Source organism: Micromonospora sp. NPDC004704 (genome assembly GCF_053601675.1).
This window is the reverse complement of sequence record NZ_JBSGCD010000022.1, coordinates 79,839-100,381: the sequence shown is the minus strand read 5'-3', so window position 1 is coordinate 100,381 and position 20,543 is coordinate 79,839. Positions and strand designations below refer to the sequence as shown.

At 70.2% G+C, this 20,543-nt stretch carries 21 protein-coding genes; 12 read left to right on the top strand and 9 right to left on the bottom strand.

Features of this window, described 5'->3' with window-relative positions; translation table 11 throughout:
- Positions 1–143: 143 nt before the first annotated feature.
- A complete protein-coding gene (locus tag ACWEFB_RS26055) occupies positions 144–1,985 on the bottom strand; it encodes a phosphoenolpyruvate carboxykinase (GTP) (RefSeq protein ID WP_452289458.1) in 1,842 nt (613 codons plus the stop codon).
- Between the two features lie 489 nt (positions 1,986–2,474).
- On the opposite strand from ACWEFB_RS26055, the gene ACWEFB_RS26050 reads away from it, so the two are divergent.
- From ACWEFB_RS26050 to ACWEFB_RS26040, 3 genes are all read left to right on the top strand, one after another.
- The gene (locus tag ACWEFB_RS26050; RefSeq protein ID WP_452289456.1) at positions 2,475–3,017 is read left to right on the top strand and encodes a GtrA family protein; all 543 of its coding nucleotides are present in this window, start codon (positions 2,475–2,477) and stop codon (positions 3,015–3,017) included.
- A 67-nt stretch (positions 3,018–3,084) separates the two neighbouring features.
- A complete protein-coding gene (locus ACWEFB_RS26045) occupies positions 3,085–3,756 on the top strand; it encodes a GtrA family protein (protein ID WP_326562583.1) in 672 nt (223 codons plus the stop codon).
- The gene (locus tag ACWEFB_RS26040) at positions 3,753–4,358 is read left to right on the top strand and encodes a MaoC/PaaZ C-terminal domain-containing protein (RefSeq protein ID WP_452289453.1); all 606 of its coding nucleotides are present in this window, start codon (positions 3,753–3,755) and stop codon (positions 4,356–4,358) included. The genes ACWEFB_RS26045 and ACWEFB_RS26040 overlap by 4 nt, the downstream gene beginning before the upstream one ends.
- Before the next feature lie 41 nt (positions 4,359–4,399).
- Here ACWEFB_RS26040 and ACWEFB_RS26035 read toward each other — a convergent pair whose 3' ends face one another.
- Together ACWEFB_RS26035 and ACWEFB_RS26030 are read right to left on the bottom strand one after the other, a co-directional pair.
- The gene (locus ACWEFB_RS26035) at positions 4,400–4,969 is read right to left on the bottom strand and encodes a PH domain-containing protein (RefSeq protein ID WP_326562581.1); all 570 of its coding nucleotides are present in this window, start codon (positions 4,967–4,969) and stop codon (positions 4,400–4,402) included.
- A gap of 140 nt (positions 4,970–5,109) precedes the next feature.
- Complete coding sequence (locus ACWEFB_RS26030; protein ID WP_452289451.1) at positions 5,110–5,997, bottom strand: biotin--[acetyl-CoA-carboxylase] ligase; 888 nt, start codon at positions 5,995–5,997, stop codon at positions 5,110–5,112.
- Between the two features lie 188 nt (positions 5,998–6,185).
- On the opposite strand from ACWEFB_RS26030, the gene ACWEFB_RS26025 reads away from it, so the two are divergent.
- The gene (locus ACWEFB_RS26025) at positions 6,186–7,775 is read left to right on the top strand and encodes an acyl-CoA carboxylase subunit beta (protein WP_452289449.1); all 1,590 of its coding nucleotides are present in this window, start codon (positions 6,186–6,188) and stop codon (positions 7,773–7,775) included.
- Between the two features lie 66 nt (positions 7,776–7,841).
- Here the strand turns inward: ACWEFB_RS26025 and ACWEFB_RS26020 are convergent, their stop codons facing one another.
- From ACWEFB_RS26020 to ACWEFB_RS26005, 4 genes are all read right to left on the bottom strand, one after another.
- The gene (locus tag ACWEFB_RS26020) at positions 7,842–9,176 is read right to left on the bottom strand and encodes a hypothetical protein (RefSeq protein WP_452289447.1); all 1,335 of its coding nucleotides are present in this window, start codon (positions 9,174–9,176) and stop codon (positions 7,842–7,844) included.
- Positions 9,169–9,672 (bottom strand): sigma factor-like helix-turn-helix DNA-binding protein, encoded by a 504-nt coding sequence (locus ACWEFB_RS26015; RefSeq protein WP_326562577.1) that lies wholly within the window; start codon positions 9,670–9,672, stop codon positions 9,169–9,171. Before ACWEFB_RS26015 ends, ACWEFB_RS26020 begins: the two co-directional genes overlap by 8 nt.
- A 132-nt stretch (positions 9,673–9,804) precedes the next feature.
- The gene (locus ACWEFB_RS26010; RefSeq protein ID WP_452289445.1) at positions 9,805–10,779 is read right to left on the bottom strand and encodes a ketopantoate reductase family protein; all 975 of its coding nucleotides are present in this window, start codon (positions 10,777–10,779) and stop codon (positions 9,805–9,807) included.
- A 113-nt stretch (positions 10,780–10,892) separates the two neighbouring features.
- Complete coding sequence (locus tag ACWEFB_RS26005) at positions 10,893–11,633, bottom strand: M50 family metallopeptidase (RefSeq protein WP_452289443.1); 741 nt, start codon at positions 11,631–11,633, stop codon at positions 10,893–10,895.
- 99 nt (positions 11,634–11,732) lie between these two features.
- On the opposite strand from ACWEFB_RS26005, the gene ACWEFB_RS26000 reads away from it, so the two are divergent.
- Together ACWEFB_RS26000 and ACWEFB_RS25995 are read left to right on the top strand one after the other, a co-directional pair.
- Positions 11,733–12,287 (top strand): Uma2 family endonuclease, encoded by a 555-nt coding sequence (locus ACWEFB_RS26000; protein WP_452289441.1) that lies wholly within the window; start codon positions 11,733–11,735, stop codon positions 12,285–12,287.
- Positions 12,288–12,447: 160 nt separating this feature from the next.
- Positions 12,448–13,122, top strand: a complete 675-nt coding sequence (locus tag ACWEFB_RS25995) for a hypothetical protein (protein WP_452289439.1) — start codon at positions 12,448–12,450, stop codon at positions 13,120–13,122.
- Between the two features lie 137 nt (positions 13,123–13,259).
- Here the strand turns inward: ACWEFB_RS25995 and ACWEFB_RS25990 are convergent, their stop codons facing one another.
- Together ACWEFB_RS25990 and ACWEFB_RS25985 are read right to left on the bottom strand one after the other, a co-directional pair.
- Positions 13,260–13,487 (bottom strand): hypothetical protein, encoded by a 228-nt coding sequence (locus ACWEFB_RS25990; RefSeq protein WP_452289437.1) that lies wholly within the window; start codon positions 13,485–13,487, stop codon positions 13,260–13,262.
- A 59-nt stretch (positions 13,488–13,546) separates the two neighbouring features.
- The gene (locus ACWEFB_RS25985; RefSeq protein ID WP_452289435.1) at positions 13,547–15,658 is read right to left on the bottom strand and encodes a protein kinase domain-containing protein; all 2,112 of its coding nucleotides are present in this window, start codon (positions 15,656–15,658) and stop codon (positions 13,547–13,549) included.
- 178 nt (positions 15,659–15,836) lie between these two features.
- Here ACWEFB_RS25985 and ACWEFB_RS25980 point away from each other — a divergent pair, with 178 nt between their 5' ends.
- The 6 genes from ACWEFB_RS25980 to ACWEFB_RS25955 all read left to right on the top strand — a co-directional run bounded on the left by ACWEFB_RS25980 (position 15,837) and on the right by ACWEFB_RS25955 (position 20,522).
- Positions 15,837–16,064, top strand: coding sequence for an acyl-CoA carboxylase epsilon subunit (locus ACWEFB_RS25980; RefSeq protein WP_452289504.1), 228 nt, complete (start codon positions 15,837–15,839; stop codon positions 16,062–16,064).
- Between the two features lie 83 nt (positions 16,065–16,147).
- Positions 16,148–16,594 carry a hypothetical protein gene (locus tag ACWEFB_RS25975; RefSeq protein WP_452289433.1) on the top strand — a complete coding sequence of 149 codons (447 nt, stop codon included), beginning with the start codon at positions 16,148–16,150 and terminating at the stop codon, positions 16,592–16,594.
- Positions 16,594–17,997, top strand: a complete 1,404-nt coding sequence (locus ACWEFB_RS25970; protein WP_452289431.1) for a hypothetical protein — start codon at positions 16,594–16,596, stop codon at positions 17,995–17,997. Before ACWEFB_RS25975 ends, ACWEFB_RS25970 begins: the two co-directional genes overlap by 1 nt.
- Positions 17,994–19,151, top strand: a complete 1,158-nt coding sequence (mycP, locus tag ACWEFB_RS25965; protein ID WP_452289429.1) for a type VII secretion-associated serine protease mycosin — start codon at positions 17,994–17,996, stop codon at positions 19,149–19,151. Before ACWEFB_RS25970 ends, mycP begins: the two co-directional genes overlap by 4 nt.
- A gap of 37 nt (positions 19,152–19,188) precedes the next feature.
- Positions 19,189–19,809, top strand: a complete 621-nt coding sequence (locus ACWEFB_RS25960; RefSeq protein ID WP_452289427.1) for a Maf family protein — start codon at positions 19,189–19,191, stop codon at positions 19,807–19,809.
- Between the two features lie 59 nt (positions 19,810–19,868).
- A complete protein-coding gene (locus ACWEFB_RS25955) occupies positions 19,869–20,522 on the top strand; it encodes an O-methyltransferase (RefSeq protein WP_452289425.1) in 654 nt (217 codons plus the stop codon).
- Positions 20,523–20,543 lie beyond the last annotated feature (21 nt).

Below are 20,543 nucleotides of genomic sequence, written 5' to 3'. Positions count from 1 at the left end.
GTCCGGTCGTGGCGGTGGCGGGCGGGAAGCGGGACGGCCGCCGGGCGTGGGTCCCGGCGGCCGTTGTCATGCTGCTGATGATGCCCGGTTCCGGCCGAGACGGATAGCTTGTCCCGCCTCGGCCGGCGTGTCCTTTCCTCCGCTCAGGCGGGCTGCTCGGCGTCCAGGCGGGCCCGGAGCGCGTCCAGTTCGGCCCAGAGCACGCCCGGCAGCTTGCCCCCGAACTTCTCGAACCACTCGTTGATCATGGGCAGCTCGTCGCGCCATTCGTCAACGTCGACCTTCAGCGCGATCCGGACATCCTCCGGGGTGAGCCCCAGCCCCTCGACGTCGAGCGCGTCCTGCGCCGGCACCATCCCGATCGGCGTCTCGACGGCGGCACCCCGGCCCTCGATCCGCTCGACGACCCACTTGATCACCCGCGAGTTCTCGCCGAACCCGGGCCAGAGGAAGTTGCCGTCCTGGTCCTTGCGGAACCAGTTGACGTAGTACACCTTCGGCAGCTTGGCGGCGTCGCCGTCGGTGCCCTTGCCCATCTCGATCCAGTGTCCGAAGTAGTCACCCGCGTTGTAGCCGATGAACGGCAGCATCGCCATCGGGTCGCGGCGCACCACACCCACCTGGCCGGCGGCGGCGGCCGTGGTCTCCGAGGAGAGCGTCGCTCCCATGTAGACACCATGGACCCAGTCCCGCGCCTCGGTGATCAGCGGAATCGTGTCCTTGCGCCGGCCGCCGAAGAGGATCGCGTCGATCGGCACCCCGTTCGGGTCGTTGAACTCGTCCGCCACGATCGGGCACTGGGCCAGCGGGGTGCAGAACCGCGAGTTCGGGTGCGAGCTCAGTTCGCCGTTGTCCGGCGTCCAGTCCTTGCCCTTCCAGTCGATGAGGTGCGCCGGCGGCTCACCCATCCCCTCCCACCAGACGTCACCGTCGTCGGTACGCCCCACGTTGGTGAAGATGGAGTTGCCGCGGTCGAGCGTGCGCATGGCGTTCGGGTTGGTCTTCCAGTCGGTGCCCGGCGCCACCCCGAACAGACCGAACTCGGGGTTGACCGCGTACAGGCGGCCGTCCTCGCCGAACCGCATCCAGGCGATGTCGTCACCGATGGTCTCGACCTTCCAGCCCGGAATGGTCGGCTCCAGCATGGCGAGGTTGGTCTTTCCGCAGGCGGACGGGAAGGCGCCGGCGATGTAGTGCACCTTCCCCTCCGGCGAGGTGACCTTCATGATCAGCATGTGCTCGGCCAGCCAACCCTCGTCCCGGGCCATCACACTGGCGATCCGCAGCGAGTAGCACTTCTTGCCCAGCAACGAGTTACCGCCGTACCCGGACCCGTACGACCAGATCTCGCGGGACTCCGGGAAGTGTGAGATGTACTTGGTCTCGTTGCACGGCCAGATCGAGTCCTGCTGACCCGGGGCCAGCGGGGCACCGAGCGAGTGCAGGGCGGGCACGAAGTTGGCGTTCTTGCCCATCGCCTCCAGCACCGTCGAACCCATCCGGGTCATGATGCGCATCGACGCGACCACGTACGCGCTGTCGGTGATTTCCACGCCGTACATGGGGTCTTCCGCCTCCAGCGGGCCCATGCAGAACGGGATGACGTACATCGTCCGTCCCCGCATTGAACCGCGGTAGAGGTCCGTCATCAGCCGTTTCATCTCGGCCGGTGCCATCCAGTTGTTGGTGGGACCGGCATCGTCCTCGTCGACCGAACAGATGTAGGTACGGTCTTCGACCCGCGCCACATCGGAGGGGTCCGTACGCGCCCAGAAGGAGTTTGGTTTGCGCTCCGCATTGAGCCGGACCAGCGTGCCTGCCTGCACCAACTCTTCGGTGAGCCGTTGCCACTCGGCCTCGGAGCCGTCCACCCAGACCACGCGTTCGGGTTGGGTCAGCTCGGCGACTTCCTTGACCCAGGCGAGCAGCTTCGAGTGGGACGTAGGAGCTTGATCGAGCCCCCGGATGGTTGCCGGAGCAGACATGACGAATCTCCTTGTGGTCGACGCTGACCGATATGAGGGGTGAAGCAACACCCGACGGGCTGGAGATGCTCGCCGGTGTAAAAGCCTGGGATTTCCACCAGCCTAAACCGAATAACCGATCGGGGCAGCGGGACCGGTTGTGAAGAACTGCACAAGATACGGTGGTTTTGCGGTAAGGCGAGCAATCTCCCGCTCCCACGCGCAGTTTCACGCAAATCTTTGCGAGCGCTCCCGGCGCGCGGCGACCGGATGTGCCGCCGGATGTACCACCGGATGCGCCGCCGCGACGATTCGCGGGGGGCGCGAGAACCGCACCCGGCCGAGGCGGTTGGCCTCCCAGCCGTACCACCACGTCGCACCTGTCCCGTTGTCACCGTCCGGTAACAGTGGACCCGTTGCGGTGCAGCGGTTTCGGCTCGTCCGGCGCGCCCGGCGACGACTCGCGGTAGCCGGGAGTCAGGGCGACCCCGGAGCCGGTAGGCTCGACATGTGTCAGCGACCGTAACCGGCGACCAGCCCTCTTCCCCGGGCACCCGGCAGGGCCTTTTCCGCACCCTCCTCAACCGGTTCGGCCATCTCGTCCGCGAGTTGGGCAAATTCGGTCTGGTGGGTGGGGTCGCGTTCGCCGTGGACCTGGCGGTGTTCAACGTCGCCCGGCAGGCCTGGGACATGGAGACGCTGAGCGCGAAGACGGTCTCCACCGTCGTCGCCGCGTCGATCGCCTTCGTCGGGAACCGGTTCTGGACCTGGCGGCACCGCGAACGCACCGGCATGGCTCGCGAATACGGGCTCTACTTCTTCTTCAACACGGTCGGTCTGGGCATCGCCCTGGCCTGCCTGGGGATCAGCCACTACGGCCTGGGCAGCATCTGGCCCGGCGTTTTCAAGTCGCTGCTCGCCGACAACATCGCCGCGAACCTGGTCGGTGCCGCATTGGGCACTCTGTTCCGGTTCTGGTCTTATCGGCGGTTTGTCTTTGTTGGTCCGGCAGCACAGGATGCTCCGGACGTAATTACCAAGAGTGACAAGTAGCGTGACCTGGCGCCCACCTGCGCGCCGGCCGCTGCCGGTCGGAGTTGTCCTGCCCTAAGGTGACCAAATGCGTCTTGTCCGGCTGCTCCCCGACCGTTGGCAGAAGTTCGCCCGCGAGGCCGCGAAGTTCGGCATCGTGGGCGGGGTGAACACCGTCGTCAACTTCGCGGTGTTCAACGCGCTGGTGCTGACGATCTTCGTGAACGGGCAGCTCAAGGCAACGGTCATCGCCACCGTTATCGCCGCTACCAGCTCATACCTGATGAACCGGTACTGGACGTACCGGGATCGCCCGAAGTCGGCGATGCGCCGCGAATACCTCCTGTTCTTCCTGTTCAACACCACCGGGCTAGCCATCGAACTCGGTGCGGTGGCGGCGGCAAAGTACGGCCTGGGCATCCACGGGCTGCTCGCGCTGAACATCGCCAAGGTCGTCGGGGTGGCCGTGGCAACGGTGTTCCGCTTCTGGTCGTACCGGACCTTCGTCTTCCAGCCGGTGGCAACCCCCGACGGCGGACACGACCACAGCGCGGACGGGCTGCTCGAACTCGACCCGGTGGCCGAACTGGCCGAGGCGGTGACCGAGCTGGAGGAGTCGTCCCACCGGGCGTCGGACGGCCACACCAACGGCAGGCCTCCGGTGGTCGAGGAGGACCTCCTCGCGGTCAAGGACGACCTGGCGGCCGAGTTCGCCGACGAACTGCGGGCCGCAGCCGCTCCCCGTCCCGCCGCCCATTGAGCGACCCGTCCCGCCACCGCCCGTTGAGCGACCCGGCCACGGTGACCGGCAGCAGCACCGCCCGGACCGGCCCGCCGGTGCTATCCGGTACGGGAGCCCCGGCCGACCTCTTCTTCGAGGACCTCACCCCCGGCCGGACCTTCGACCTCGGGGTGACCGACGTCGACGAGGCCGAGATGCTGGCCTTCGCGGAGCGCTTCGACCCGCAGTGGTACCACGTCGACGCCGAACTCGCCCGGGAGAGTCACTACGGGACGAGGATCGCCAGCGGCTTCTTCACGGTGAGCCTGTTCATGCGCGCGTACGTCGACCACGTACTGTCCCGTACCGCCGCCGACGCCTCCCCCGGGCTGGAGGAGCTGCGCTGGCTCGCCCCGGTCCGGGCCGGTGACCGGCTCGCCGTCCGGCTCGACGTGATCGACCGCAGGCACTCCACCGCCCGACCCGGACTCGGCACGGTCACCCTGAACGCCACCATGGTCCGGCTGGACGCTGACGACCAGCCGGAACAGGAGGTGCTCCGGACCAGGTTCCGCGGCTGGTTCGTCCTACGCGAGCCGACCGTGATCCCGTCCGGCGACGGTGACGACACCGGGGTGTGACACCCGGTGCCGACGATCCGTCCGTAACCGCGCGAACCCGGTCAGGGCTTCTCGCGCAGCGGCTTGCCCTCGCTGACGTCGGCGAGCACCTCACGCAGCTCGCCCTCGCCGAGCGAGTGCTTGTCGTGGTCCGCCTCGACCAGCTCGTAGAGCCGGGTCTGCACGTGGCTGACCTGCGGAATGTCGGTGAGTACGGTCTGCCCGCGCTCGCCGGCGGACTCGATGGTCAGCGTGCCGCAGCCGAGCAGGCGCTCGATGAAGTGCTGGTTCATCGTGTGGTCGTTCACCCGGCCGAGCGGGATGTCCCGCCGGTCCAGGTGGAAGACACCCTGTTGCAGGACGACCCGCTCGTTGGTGAACAGGTAGTGGGTGGCCCGCCAGACCAGGAACGGCCAGAGGCTGAGCCAGAGCACGAGTACCAGGCCGATCGCCGCGATCACGTACAAGCCGATCGTGCCGCCGTTGCCGTCGGGCAGCAGGACGGCCCCGGCGATCACCGCGGCGATGGCGAGCACCAGCACCAGTACCGGCCGGATCAGGGCCTTCCAGTGCGGGTGCAGGTGCAGCACGACGTGCTCGTCCGCGGTGAGCACATCTTCGGGGAAAGCCACGCAGAACCTCCTGGGATACGTCGGTGTTCGCGCTGACCGTAACGGCTCCGGGTTACCGGGCGCGTCACCTGATCGTCGACACTCCCCCGATGTGATCCGCCGGCGGTTCCGCCCCGGTTGTCCGACTCGGGCCCCGGTGATCAGCGCAGGTGCAGCACGTCACCGGCCGCCACCCGATGCTCACCGTCGGCTGCCAGAACCACCAACCGGCCCTCCGGATCGACCGTGCCCGCCGAGCCGACCAACTCGTCCCCGGCCGGCAGCAGGACCCGTACCCGCTGGCCGACCGTGGCGCTGTGCCGCAGGTAGGCGTCCCGCAGGCCGGACGCCTCGGCGTCGCCACCGGCCGAGCGCCAGCGCCCGTACCAGTCGGCCAGGCCGCGCAGCAGCGCCCGGAGCAACGGATCGCGGTCCACCACCGCCGCCCCGGCCAGCCGCAACGAGGTGGCCACCAGGCCCGTCGGGTTGGTCGGCAACTCGTCGGCGCGCAGGGTCACGTTCAGCCCGATCCCGACCACCACCGCCGGCGGCTCGCCCACCGTCGCCCCCGGCACCGACTCGGCCAGGATCCCGGCACCCTTCGCCGTCCCGAGCAGCAGGTCGTTCGGCCACTTCAGGCCGACCGCCAGCTCGTCGGGCAGCTCCCCGATCCGGGTCACCGCCTCGACCAGGGCCACCCCGGCGAGCAGCGGGAGCCATCCGTACGCCGCCGGGGTGACCCCCGGCCAACCACGGTCCGCGACCGGCACGCCCGGCCGGAGCAGGACGCTGGTCGCGATTCCGGCCCGGGGCGGCGACTGCCAGCTCCGTCCCCGGCGCCCCCGCCCGGCGGTCTGCACCTCCGCGACCACCGCCAGCCCCTCCGGCTCCCCCGAGGTCGCGGCGGCGACCGCGTCGGCGTTGGTGGAACCGGTCTCGGCCCGCAGGTCCAACCGGGTCCAAAAGCTGTCCGGGGTGATCAGCGCCCGCCGCAGCCCGCGGGCGTCGAGCGGGGGACGGTCAAGATCGGTGTACGGGGAGCCCGGCATCAGCCCAGCCTACGGCCGCCCCCGGGTGAGTGAGGCCAAGCCCACCCCGGCGGTCGGCGCGAGGCGGCAGGCGCATCGTTACGATCCAGAGCTGGGCGTACGTGAAGAGCAGCGCCGGGCGGGCACGGGCACCGTGCGCGCGAGGAGCGAGGCTGGCGCCGCAGTCGCGAGGAAAGGCAGACCCGAACGTGAGCGCGAGCAGCGAGGTCGAGAGCAACACCCACAGCACCGCCGGCAAGCTGGCGGACCTGCAACGGCGGGTGGACGAGGCGGTACACGCCGGATCCGCCCGTGCCGTGGAGAAGCAGCACGCGCGCGGCAAGAAGACCGCCCGTGAGCGGATCGAGCTGCTACTCGACCCCGGTTCGTTCGTCGAACTCGACGAGCTGGCCCGGCACCGGTCCACCAACTTCGGGCTGGAACGCACCCGCCCGTACGGCGACGGCGTGGTCACCGGGTACGGCACCGTCGACGGCCGGCAGGTCTGCGTCTTCGCCCAGGACTTCACCGTCTTCGGCGGCTCCCTGGGCGAGGTCTTCGGCCAGAAGATCGTCAAGGTGATGGACCTGGCGATGAAGATCGGCTGCCCGGTGGTGGGGATCAACGACTCGGGCGGCGCCCGGATCCAGGAGGGCGTGGTCAGCCTCGGCCTCTACGGGGAGATCTTCTTCCGCAACGTCCGCGCCTCCGGCGTGATCCCGCAGATCTCGCTGGTAATGGGACCGTGCGCGGGCGGCGCCGTCTACTCCCCCGCGGTCACCGACTTCACCGTGATGGTCGACCAGACCTCGCACATGTTCATCACCGGCCCCGACGTGATCAAGACGGTGACCGGCGAGGACGTCGGCATGGAGGAACTCGGCGGGGCGCGTACGCACAACACCCGCAGCGGTAACTCGCACTACCTCGCCACCGACGAGGAAGACGCGATCGACTACGTCAAGGCGCTGCTGTCGTACCTGCCGGCGAACAACCTCGACGAGCCGCCGGTGTACCACACCGACGCCGACCTGGAGATCACCGACGCCGACCGGGAGCTGGACACCCTGATCCCGGACTCGGCGAACCAGCCGTACGACATCCACCGGGTGATCGAGCACGTGCTCGACGACGGGGAGTTCCTCGAGGTGCACCCGCTCTTCGCGCAGAACATCGTGGTCGGCTTCGGCCGGGTCGAGGGACGCCCGGTCGGTGTGGTGGCGAACCAGCCGATGCACTTCGCCGGCACCCTGGACATCGCCGCCGCCGAGAAGGCCGCCCGCTTCGTCCGCACCTGCGACGCGTTCAACATCCCCGTACTGACCTTTGTGGACGTACCCGGATTCCTTCCCGGCACCGGCCAGGAGTGGGACGGCATCATCCGCCGGGGCGCGAAACTCATCTACGCGTACGCCGAGGCGACCGTCCCGAAGGTCACCGTCATCACCCGCAAGGCCTACGGCGGCGCGTACGACGTGATGGGCTCCAAGCACCTCGGCGCCGACCTCAACTTCGCCTGGCCGACCGCGCAGATCGCGGTGATGGGCGCCCAGGGCGCGGTGAACATCCTCTACCGCGCCGAACTGGGCGCCGCCGAGGATCCGGCCTCGGTACGCGCCGAGAAGGTCGCCGAGTACGAGGAAACCCTGGCCAACCCGTACGTCGCCGCCGAACGCGGGTACATCGACTCGGTGATCGCGCCGGCCGAGACCCGTACCCAGATCGTCCGGGCGCTGCGGGTGCTGCGTACCAAGCGGGAGACGCTGCCGCCGAAGAAGCACGGCAACATCCCGCTGTAGCCCGCTGCCGACCGGCGGCCGGGTGCCGACGCGGGGACTCGGCCGGTCAGCAGGGCGGGTCGGCGGTCAGCAGCCCGGGTTGGCGAACGGGCAGAGCCAGGCGGCGGCCCGGTCGGCGAGTTGGCGCATCCGTGCGTCGTCGTAGTCGTACGACTCGAGCACGGCAACCAGGTCGCCGACCCGTACCACCGCGTAGAGGGTGACCGTGCCGCTGCCGGGTCCCGTACCCACGGGACTCGTCGGCGCGGTCACCTCCTGCCGGATCATCAGCGACTGGTTGCCGGCGAACCCGTCGCCGAGCACCCGCCAGGCATGCCTGGTCCCACCCGTGGCACCCGGATCGGTCCGCCCCGCGCCGGAGTCGGCGCCCCGCGTACCGGGGTCGCGTGTGCCACCTGGATCTCTCGGGCCACCGGGACCCGTCGAACCAGCGGGACCGGACGGCGCGACCGACGCGACCGGAGGGCCGGGTTCACCCGGGGAGGCCGAACCGGTCGGGGTGGCCGGCGGAGTCGGGGTGACGTACCCCGTCGAGACCGTCGGCGGGGCGTCGTAGGTCCGGCACGCCTCGACCACCCGCCGGACGTCGTCCACCACGATTCGGGCGGCGCCGCCGTCGGCGTACCGGGTGACCTGTTGGTTGAGTGACTGCCAACGGCCGTCCTCGGTGTCCCCGCCGACACGGTGCCCACGGCTGTACCGGTAGTTCTGGTAGCCGGTCAGGTGCAGGCCGGAGTAGGCCGGGCAGCTCTGGGCGAGGCGGAACGGCCAGTCCGGTGACGTACCGGGCGCGCCGCCGCGGTCGTCGCTGATCCGGAAGTTGAGTCCGACGTCGGCCGGCTGGAGCAGGGCGACGGACGGGATCCAGGCCGGGTCGTGGCTCGTCACCCCGCCCGCCGACCGCAACGGTGCCGGCCCGTCCGGTGGCAGGGGTGCCGTCGCCGGGCCCACCGTGTCCGCACCGGGCTGTCCGGTGACGGACTGGGGTCCGATACCGGCTCCGGGCAGTCCGCCGGTGAGTCCCCAGACCGCGGCGAAGACCAGCACCACGGCGGCCGGCACCCCAACCGCCGTACGCCGGGACCGCCTGCGACCGACGGCCCGGATCTGTTCCGGCGCGGGCCAGCTCACCCCGGCCAGGTCGGTGGCGAGTCGCTCGGCGAGCAGCCGGGCCCGGTCGTCCAACAGGTCGGGCAGCACCGGATCCGGGTACGGATCCGGTGGCGGCTCCGACATCAGCGCCGCCAACGACTCCGGCAGCACGTCACGCCTCGGCTCCGCCGACAGGTCCACCAGCGGCTCCGCCGGATCCACTCCCGACTTCCGGTCCGACACCGGCTCCGTCGTCGCGTCCGCTGCCGGGTCCGGTTCCGGCACCCGCTCGACCCACGGCTCAGGCATCAGCGGCCTCCTCCAGTTCAACAACGGCCAGCAGTCCGGCCAGCGCCACCCGTCCCCGGGACAGGCGGGCCTTGACGGTGCCGACCGGCGCGCCGGTCTCCCGTGCCACCTCGGCCACCGGAAGGCCGAGCAGGTAGTAGAGGGCCAGCGCGGTCCGCTGCTCCTCGGGCAGGCGACGCAGCGCCGCCACCACGTCGACGGTGTCGGTGCCGGGTCCCGGCGTCACGGACTCCACCGCACCGTGACGCAGGTACGCCCGTGCCCGGCTGCGGATGGTCCGCCACCGGCTGACCGCGACCCGGGCGGCGACCACCCGTACCCACGATTCCGGGTCCTCGTACCCGCTCACCGTCGACCAGCGCTGCCAGGCCCGGATGTACGCCTCCTGGACCGCGTCCTGTGCCTCCGACAGGTCACCGGTCAGCAGGTACACGTAGCCGAGCAACCGTTGCCGGCTCCCCCGGTAGAACTCGTCGAATCCGCCGACGTCGGGCACCAGCTACCTCCCCTGGGCGTCGGAGGTCATACGCGTACGGGCGGGTGGTCGGTTGCCGCCCGGCACGTACTTTCCCGCCGGTCCGGCGCCGTCGGTGCCGGCTGCCGGGTCGGAGTGCTCCCCGTACCCGGCCTACGGCAACAGTTCGGCGTGCGGGAAGCCGCCGGCCGGGATCCGTTCCCGTACCGCCCGTCGGACGGCTCGCTGGACGGCCGCGTTCACCGGGGTCGGCACCCCGTGCAGGCGGCCCAGCAGCACGATCTCGCCGTTGAGGTAGTCGGTCTCGGTCGAGCCGGTGCCCCGGGCCAGGCTCTGCCAGGTCGAGCTGCCGGCCCGCTCCCGTCCGGCCACCGGGTGGGCCTTCACGTTGTCCGCCCGGTCGGCCGCCTCCTCCGCCCGGGACGTGTGCGCGATTCCGGCGGCGGCCAGGGCGTCGACCCCCTCGGCACGCAGCCGGTCGACCAGTTCCGGGTCGGGGCTACGGCCAAAGAGGGCGTCCAGCCCGTTGCCGAGGTTTGCCAGCAGTTTGCCGTACTTCCAGCGCATCACGTCGTCCCGGACCCGGGTGACGAACCCGCTCTTGGACAGGTCGTCGGCGATCTGCCGGACGGTGTGGTCCGCGCCGGTCGGGTAACCGCCGAGCTGGAGCATGCCTGGGTGCGGATGCCCCTCGGCGGCGATCACTCCCGGCTCCAGGAAGGTGGCGGGCAGCCAGAGGCAGACCGGGTAGACCCGCTCGAACCGGCGCAGCGCCGCCCGCTCGTTGGCCACCCCGTTCTGGGCGGTCAGCAGCGGCAACCGGTCGGCGGCCGTACCGCCACCGGTGACCGGGGCCCCGGCCCACTCGCCGAGCGCGGTCTGGGTGTCCTGGGACTTGACCGTGAGCACCAGCGCGGTCTCCGGCGTCAGCACCAGTTCGGTCGGGCCGGCGACCGCGGGCAGGGTGACGGTCTGCTCGCCCTCCGGGGTGGCCAGGGTCAGCCCCCGGGAGCGGAGCGCGTCCAGTTGGGCGCCGCGGGCCACCAGGGTCACGTCGTGGCCGGCCTGGGCCAGCCGTACGCCGATGGTCCCGCCGACCGCACCGGCGCCGATGATCACATACCGCACGGGTTCATTCTGCTCCTGCCCGCCGGGCCAGGCTCGGTTGGCCCGCTGCGGACCGGTCGGGCGGGATCTGCCGACCGGCTCGGCGGTCCGTTGCCGGGTCGGTGGCGCCCGGGTCAGAAGGGCAGGTCGAGGTTGGCCAGGTGGGCGCCGGCCAGCAGGCTCGTGCCGATGCCGAGCGCCAGCAGGTTGACCAGGCCGAACAGGCCGACCCAGAAGATGACAGGGAGGAAGGTGACCCCGGCGAGCTGGTCGGCGTCGGAGGCCGGCATCCGGCCGCGCCGCCGCAGGGTCTGCAGCTCGCCGACCGGCCTGATCCCGCCGATCAGCAGGAACCACACCCCGGTGTACGCGAACACCGCCTGCACCTGGGGCCCGGCGAACCAGGAGACGCCGAAGACCACCGCGGTAGTGACCACGATCGACACGACACCGAAGGCGTTGCGGATCATGACGAGCATGGCGAGCAGCAGCACCACCGCTATCCAGAGCAGCAGGGTGATCCGGTTGCCACCGAGCAGCCAGGCCCCGGCCAGCCCGATCAGCGACGGGGCAACGTAACCGGCGAGCAGCGTGAACGCCATGCCCGGCCCGGACGGCCGCCCGGCCGACAGGGTCAGACCGGAGGTGTCCGAGTGCAGCCTGATGCCGTGCAGGCGACGCCCGGTGAGCAGCGCGGCCAGGGCGTGCCCGCCCTCGTGGGCGATCGTGATGGCGTTGCGGCCGATCCGCCACGGCAACCGGGTCAGCACCACGGCGAGCGCGGCCAGCCCGGTGAGCAATACGAGTAGTGGCGGTGGATCCGGTTGGGCGTCGAACAGCCGGTTCCAGACGTCGGTAAAGCCGTCGATCGACACAGCCGGGGAGCCTACAGACCCGATGGGCGCGTATGCCACGTCGAAGGTCTCCCTGTGGAACACTCGGTACATGGTGTCCGGAGCGGGAGGTGAGCCGAGATGACGGCCGCTGCCCTCGACCGTCACGTGGGCCCGTGGAGCGAGGCTGAATACCTCGCCCTCGGCGAGACGTCCTACCGGATCGAACTCCTCGACGGGGGCCTGATCATGACGCCAGCACCGACTGGCCGCCACCAGTCGATCTCGTTCCGGCTGGCGACCGCGCTGGTACCGGCGGCGGACGTCGCGGGTCTTGAGGTGCTCGAAGCGATCAACCTGCGCTTACGAGCAGACCGGCTCGCCATCCCCGATCTGACCGTCCTGGCCTCCGACATCGATGTCACGGTCTTCGAGGCGGCCGACGCGGCGCTCGTCTGTGAAATCGTGTCGCCCGGCAGCGCCGGTGCGGACCGGGTGGTCAAGATGCAGCTGTACGCGATCGCCCGGATCCCGTGGTACCTGCTCGTCGAGCAGGACAATTCGACGTTGACGCTACGACTCTTCCGCCTCGACGGAGAGCACTACGTCGAGCACTCGGTGGCGAAAAGCGGCGAAATCCTGCAGATCACCGAGCCGTTCCGGCTCGACCTCGATCCGGCCTCACTGCTGCGCTGAGACCCGGTCCTGTCGTCGGACAGCAGCGCAGGTGCGGCAGCGCAAGCCGGGCCGACCGGCACTTGATGAACATTTAAGGCAAACGATCTGATCCGCTCGCCTCCCGTACCCGTACCCAAAGATGCTGCAACCGGGCAGCAGGTGATCAAGGGAGCGGTGCATGTACAGGACAAGCAGGACGACCGGCCGGGCGCGGAAGCTGCTCATCGGTGTGGCCGCGACGGCCCTGCTCGGCACCGCCCTGGCGGTCGGTACGGGAATGAGCAACGCGGGCGAGAACTGCAACGGTCTGGACACCGCGCTACGGAACAACCTGAACTTCATGGCCGACCAGCGGGCCAACCCGGATGCCCTGTCGGAGGCCCGGATCGCCAACCGGCAGGCGGTCGTCGACCTCATCCAGCAGCGCCGCGTCACCGCGGGGTGCACCCGTCAGGTGAACGCGGATCGCCCGGCACCGCCTGCTCCGGCGAACCCGCCCGCCCCGGCGAACCCTGCCAACCCGCCCGCCCCGGCGAACCCCGCGAACCCGCCGGCCGCTCCGGTCGGCGGTGACGACCCCGCTGGTGGCGGCGGTACCGGCGCCGGTGAGGTCGTCTGCAAGGGCTCGACGGTGACGCTCTTCAACGAGGACGCGGCACCCGGCGCGTCCAGCGGTACGTTCCCGATCGGCACCCAGCTCAAGGTCACGAACCTGGACAACAACAAGAGCACCACGGTCCGGGTGACCAGCCCGTCGGGCAGTTGCGTACTGCTCAACAACGCGGCGTTCGAGCAGGTCCGGGAGCCGGGCAAGTTCCTGATCCGGCGGGCGGTCATCGAGCGGGTCGGCTGACCCGAGTCGTACGGAACGGCAGACAGCAACAGCCGGATCGGTCATCCCGTCTGGGCGGGATCACCGGTCCGGCTGTCGTTGACGCTCCGAACACCACGTTGAAGCTGGTCCGGGGCGGGTAGCACCCGGCGGAGTTCTCAAGCCCTCCGTCGGGCAGTCATCGGGGCCCGCGCAACTTCCCTGGCCGGCACCGTCGGCCGCAGCAGCCGCCAGGCGCCAGCCACCCCGACGGCCATGGTCACGACGCTCGCGAGTGCGATCAGCGCGACCATCCCGAAACTCGCCAGGATCAGCGCGAGGTCGCCGACGGCGACCAGCATCCAGAGCGCCACGCTCGGCTTCGTCGTACGTTGTCGGAAACTCATGTCGTACCTCCTTCCGTCGTTGGGGCATCAGTACCCCGACGGAGGGAAGGTCATGCGGATCAGTTCGGCGCGGGTAGGAATCCGTCCGAGATGAGCTGCAGTTCGTCCAGGTTGTCCTGCCAGGCTGCGGCCGGCGTCGACCAGTAGATCGCGTACCCGTGCTTGGGACCGGTGACAAAACCCCGGTTGACCACGTGCAGCGGGTTGCCGTTGCTGGAGGTGTAGGTCCACTCCCAGTCCGCGGCTTCGAGGAAGTAGTCGATCTTCTTGATGACAACCCGCTTGTAGTTGCGGTACCGGCCGGCGCGGGTGCGCGCCTCCTCCTGACGGGTCCAGTCCGCCACCGCGTCCGGCTGCGGGGTGCTCGTCTGGTCGATCATGAGCATCCGGGCACCGTTGGGCTCGATGAACTCGACCGAGGTCCGGTTGCGCTGCACCCGCCAACCGGCCGGCACCGGCACGGTGAACCCGGTCGGGTCCTTGTGCCAGATCCAGCCCGTCGGCAGCGGACCCTCGCCCCGGACCATCGCCGCCGGCGACGAGGGCGGGGCGGCCGGCTCGGTTGTCGGAGCGGCGGCGGGTGGCGGAACGGCCGGCGCGGTCGTGGCAGCGGGGGCCGAGGCGGACGCCGACGGACTCGGCTCCCCGCCCGTCCGGGCCGCGTTCCGGCCGTCGTCCGAGTCGCGGGTGGCCAGCGGAATGACGACCACGAGCGCGATCAGCAGAACCGCGACCAGCCCACCGACCAGCCACATCCGCTGCTTGTTGAGGAACGAACCCTTGTCGCCGGACTCGGGACGCGGCTTGAACGGGCCGAACGTGCTACCGCGCGACACACCGCCGACAACCTCGGTGGGCGCGGCGGCGACCAGTGCGGGTTCGTCCCGGTCCGGCGTACGGTCGGGAACCGGTACGGCGGCAACGGCCGTCGGCGAATCGGCCGATGACGGGGACGTGGCGGGAGCATCCACCTTCGCCGTCTTGTCTGCGGTGGATCCGGGCTTGTCGACGGGGGACGCGGGCGAATCGGCGTGCTCGTCCGGGCTCGACGCGACGACGGTTGGTTCGGCGGCGGTCGGCGTACCGTCGACGTCCGGCTGGTCCTCGGCGGACCTTTCGGGAACGGCGGTTTCCGCCGCTGCCGCGGCGGCGGGCACGACCGGAACGGCGGGACCGGATCCGGCCGTACCGATGAAGTCGGCGATGGAGGACGACGACGACTCCGCCGGCTCGGCGGGTCTGGCCGGCTGACGCTGCGCCGGCAGCGGCACCACCCGGGTACGCGCCTCGCGCGGACCGTACGGGCTCGGCCGGCGTACCCCGTCGAGCAGTGAGATCGCCCCGCGCGGCCGTTTGTCCGCCGCGCGCCGCAACAACCGCTCCGCCACGTCGGCGGTGATCCGCTGCGCCGGATCCTTGCGCAGCAACCCGTTGAGTACCGCCTTCAGGGGCCCGGCCCGCTTCGCCGGTGGCGGCGGCTCGGTCGCCAGTGCGGCCAGCGTCGCGATCGCCGACGAGCGGGCGTACGGCGACTGCCCCTCGACCGCCGCGTACAGCGTCGCGCCCAGCGACCAGAGATCCGCCTCCGGACCGGCGGTGCCGTCCTGGGCCCGCTCCGGCGCGATGTACGCGGGCGACCCCAGCACCAACCCGGTACGGGTCACGTTCGGGTCACCCGGCACCGTGGCCAGCCCGAAGTCGGTCAGAACCACCCGGCCGTCCTCGCCGAGCAGCACGTTGCCCGGCTTGATGTCCCGGTGCATGACCCCGGCCTTGTGCGCCGCCTTCAACGCACCCAGGACACCGAGACCGATCTCGGCCGCCCGCCCCGGCGACACCGGCCCGTCGGCGGCGAGCGCGTCCTGCAGAGAACGGGACCGGACGTACTCCATCACGATCCACGGATCGGCGTCCGTACGCAGCACGTCGAAGACGCGGACCACGTTGATGTTGTTCAGCCGGGCGATCGCGCGAGCCTCACGCAGCGACCGCTCGCGCATCTCGCGCCGCTCATCGGTGGTCAGTCCCGGCGGCGGAACCAACTCCTTGATGGCCACATCGCGGTGCAGCACCTCGTCGCGGGCACGCCAGACACGGCCCATGCCGCCCTGACCGAGCGGCTCCACGAGCCGGTACCGGTCAGCGATCAATTGGGGGGGCGCCTCGGACATCCCGTGGACGGTACCCGGAGCGGAGCTTCCTCACACCAGCGGCACGCGCATGTGAGACGTACCCGAGCATGTGAGACGTACCTCGGTCGCCCGGTGCAACCTACGGCCGAGGTCGTTGCCTTGACTACGACCACGCTGCCCGGCGTCGTAAACTCGTCCCGTGTCTGATCCTCGTGCCGTGCCCGACCGGGAGCCGGCGTTCCGCGTGGTGCGGGGCACCCCCACCGCGGAGGAACTCGCCGCGCTGGTCGGCGCCCTCCTGCTCCGGCCGCGACCGGCCGCGCCGGCCCGCCGCACCGCCAGATCACCCTGGGTACGCGCTTCCCAACCCGGTACGGTGTCCCCGTCCGGCCTACCCGCACGTCCGGGTGTCGATGCCTGGCGGTTGTCCGGACTGCCCCGCTGAACGTCCGAACGGGGCTGCTGACACCGGCCCTCGCCGACTAGCCTCGGGTGGGCACCACGTCGTGACACCTGGGGAGGGGACACATGGCGATTCCCGAGGAGGATCTCCCGCCGGCCTGGCTGCGGGACTACGGCGACATCGAAGCCGACATCAGCAAGATGGAAGAGTTCGCCGCCAACCTCGACGCCGAGGTCCGGCAGAACTACGCCCCGCACCTGGACTATCTCCGCGAGGACGTGACCGCGAAGATTCCTGATCCGGCGCTGGAGTTCACCGAACTGTTCGACTTCCTCGAAACCCACCGGGCGATCCAGCAGGACAGCACCAACGTCGTCTTCCACTACCGGGACGCGACCGGTGGCTTCGCCCAGGCGGCGAAGGAGGTCAGCGAGAACTACGGCAAGTCCGACGCGTTCGCGCTGGCCCGGGTCAAGGAGGTCGAGTCCGCGCTGGACAAGACGTCGGCCGCGCGCCTCCCGGAGCCGGGCACCACCCCGCCCCCGGTCACGGACAACTCGGGAGTGTCCTGATGCTCATCGCCGACGTGGGTGGCGGTTACTCCGGTGCCACCAACTGGTTCAACTTCGACGTACGGGGCATGTGGGCGACGCTCGAGAACCAGCAGACCGACGGTCACTGGCAACGCGTCGCGGGCTGGCGCCGTACCCATGAGCTCGCGGGCACCCACCTGTCGCGACTGCGCTCGTACCGCGAGGGACTGATCCAGGCGTGGCCGCCGGATAAGAGCGCGGCGTCGCGGGCGTACGTCGAACGGCTGGACTTCCTGATCCAGAGCGTCGAGCAGTCGTACGAGGCGGCGATCGCCAACCGTACCGCCCTGTCCGGCGCCACCAGCGCGATCAGCGACGCGCGCCGGGAACTCAAGACCATCCACGAAGAGTACGAGCGCAAGTTCGCGGCGAAACTCGAGTACGAGCGCACCCAGAACCCTCCGTCGGCCTCGTCCTCGCCGTCCCCGACGCCAACTCCGTCGCCATCCCCCGGACCGGCGCCCACCCCGCCGGTGACCCAGGCAGACCTCGAGCGCCTGAACGCTCGTGCCCGCTCCATCATGTACGGCCTCAGCGGCGAACTCGTCCAAGCCCAAGCCCAACTGAAGCAGCCTCCTCCGTACCGGGGCCGACCTGCAATCGATACCGATCAGAACCCTGATGTGTATGGCGGGGGTTCACCACCTGTCATTCCGCCGGTGGTACCGGTGCCAACCGGTGGGGCGGGTTCGGGGATGCCGAGCGGGAGTCCCCCGGTTCACCACGTGGTGCCGGCGCCGACGGCACCCTCCGTCGGACCGATTCTCGGCGGCAACGGGCCAACACTCGGGGGCGTCACTCCGACCATTCCCACCGCTCCGACTCCCCCGGTGTCCCCGCCCGTCATCACGCCCACTCCGCCGTCCCCTCCCGGTATCGGGCCGGGATTTCCAGCCCCGTTGGCGCCAACACCTGGCGGTATCGGCAACACCTACCCCGGGCCTCGCGGCACCAGTCCTGTCGCGGGTGGACTCACCAAGCCGGGCATGGGCGGGGTGCCGACCGTTCCCCGCGCGATGCCTCCCGGCGGGATGATCGGCACCATGCCGGGAATGGGACAGCCCGGAGCCGGCATGTCGCCGGCCCGGCAGATCAATCCCGTTGGCGGAATGATCGGCGGCGCCGGGGGCCAGGGCAGCACGGCTCCCGTGGGGGGTGCGGGCCAGCGACCGGGCGGCGCGGCGCCGATCGGTGCCAATGGCGGCCAGCGCTCCATCGTCCCGCCGGGTAGTCGCTCCGGCAGGCGCGGCGACGACGAGAGCGGTCAGCAATGGGATCCCGACAATCCGTGGGAGACCGACGAGGGCGTCGCACCCGTCATGCATGCTCCTCGGGAAGTCGGCCGCATCGATCCCGGACCAGCTATCGGATTTGATCGGTGACCTTGCGTACGGTTCGCGGGGCCGTGGCAGCACTCTGCGCCACGGCCATCGCGGTCCTACCCGCGGCCCCGGCCCACGCCGACCGAATCCGCGACGACCAGTGGCACCTCCGGTACCTGAAGGTGGCCGAGGCCCACAAGCTGAGCCAGGGTGCCGGAGTCACGGTCGCGGTCATCGACACCGGCGCGGACCCCCACCCGGACCTGCGCGACAACTTGTTGCCCGGCACGGAGACCTTTCCAGGCGGCACCGACGATGGCCGGGAGGACGTCGACAGCCACGGAACAGGAATGGCTGGTTTGATCGCTGGGCATGGGAAGCCGGGTGGTAACGGAGCTCTGGGGGTCGCCCCGCAAGCAAAGGTGATTCCGATCCGTTACGTCCGCCATCCTGGCGAACCCGACAGCGACAACGTCGCCAAGGGAATCGAATGGGCGACGGCCAAGAAAGTCCAGATAATAAGCATCTCTATTGGAGGAGGGACCTCTCCCCGCGAAGCCGCCGCCATCCGTGCAGCGATTGCCTCCGACATCGTCGTTATTGCTGGCGCCGGCAACATACCCCAAAGCTACGGAATTGGCTTCCCTGCCTCTTACGAAGGCGTTCTAGCGGTTGGCGCGAGCGATCGTGATGGAAACCGAGCCGAAGTCTCGGTTACGGGCAACAAGATGGGAATCCTTGCCCCCGGCGTCGATATTTATAGCACCAGCCTGGATGGGAAATACCGAAAGGGTACGGGGACGTCGGACTCCACTGCGATCGTGGCGGGGGCGGCGGCTCTGATCCGGAGCAAGTATCCGGATCTTTCGGCCGAGGAGGTCGTACACCGGTTGACGGCGACTGGCGTGGACAAGGGGCCGCCGGGACACGACGACGAGTACGGGGACGGCGTACTCGATCTGATGGCGGCGCTGACGGCGGACGTACCCCCGTTGGCGGCCAGTGCGACGCCGAGCGCGACCGCGACGACCAGCCCGAGCACGACGGCGGCCGCGGAGCCCCTGCCCGACGACGCTCCCAGGGGCATGAGCACCGGAACACTGCTGAGCGTCTTCGCCGTCTTCCTGGTGCTGGCCATCCTGATCGCGCTGCTGGTCGTACGGTCGCATCGGCGCACCGCCGGGCGGAATGCCTCGCCCGGCGACCCGGTCTGAGCCGGCGGCGGAGCCGCGCACGGTAGCGTACGGCTTCATGCGCCCGACGAATCAGCTCCGCTTCGTGCTCGCCTCGGCCAGTCCGGCCCGGCGCAAGAGCCTGCAGGCCGCCGGCATCGAGCCGGAGGTGCTGGTCAGCGGCGTTGACGAGTCGAAGGCGAACGCCGACCTGGCGGAGACGCTCTGTCTCGACCTGGCCCGGCTCAAGGCGGAGGCGATCACCGAGCGGGTACGCCCTACCAGCGAGCCGACGACACTTGTGCTCGGTTGCGACTCCGTACTGGCCTTCGACGGTGAGATCCTCGGCAAGCCCGTCGACGCCGACGAGGCCATCCGCCGGTGGAAGCAGATGCGGGGGCGTTCCGGTGTCCTGCACAGCGGTCACTGTCTGATCGACGTGACCGGTGGTCGCCGGGCCGAGGCGGTCGCCTCCACGACGGTGCACTTCGCCGACATCGCCGACGACGAGATCGCCGCGTACGTGGCCACCGGTGAGCCGCTGCAGGTGGCGGGCGCGTTCACGATCGACGGACTGGGTGGCCCGTTCGTCGAGCGGGTCGAGGGTGATCCGGGCACCGTGGTCGGGCTTTCCCTGCCCCTGCTGCGTAACCTGCTCGCCGAGCTCGACGTCCGGATCACCGACCTGTGGCAGCGGTGACGCCAGCGGGCTGAGCGCGGTTCTACCGCACCCCGCCGGTACTGGTCTAGCGTCTGGGCATGACCACGAAGTCGCTGCCGTTGACCGAGGAACTGCACTCGTACCTCATCGCGCACGGTTCTCCGCCCGACGACATCGCCCGCGAGTTGATCGACGAGACGATCGACGCGCTGCCGGACGATGCCCAGATGCAGGTTGCCCCGGAACAGGCGGCGCTGCTCACCTTCCTCACCCGGTTGGTGAACGCGCGGCAGGCGGTGGAGGTCGGCACCTTCACCGGGATGTCGTCCCTGGCGATCGCCCGGGGGCTGCCCGCCGACGGTCGGCTGACCTGCTTCGACATCTCCGCCGAGTTCACCTCGGTGGCCCGCCGGTACTGGTCCCGGGCGGGGGTGGACGACCGGATCGACCTGCGTATCGGGCCGGCGGCCGAGGGGCTGCGGTTGCTGCCGACCGAACCGCACCTGGACCTGGCCTTCATCGACGCGGACAAGACGAGCTACCCGATCTACTGGGACGAGTTGGTGCCCCGGATGCGGCCGGGTGGGCTGATCGTGGTGGACAACGTACTGCGCGGGGGCCGGGTGCTCGCTCCGCAGGACGCGGGCGACCGGGCCATCGTGGCGTTCAACGCCGACGTACGGGCCGATGTCCGGGTCGACGTGGTGATGCTGCCGATCGCCGACGGCCTCACCCTGGCCCGCCGCCGCTGAACACACCCCCGCCACCGGCTC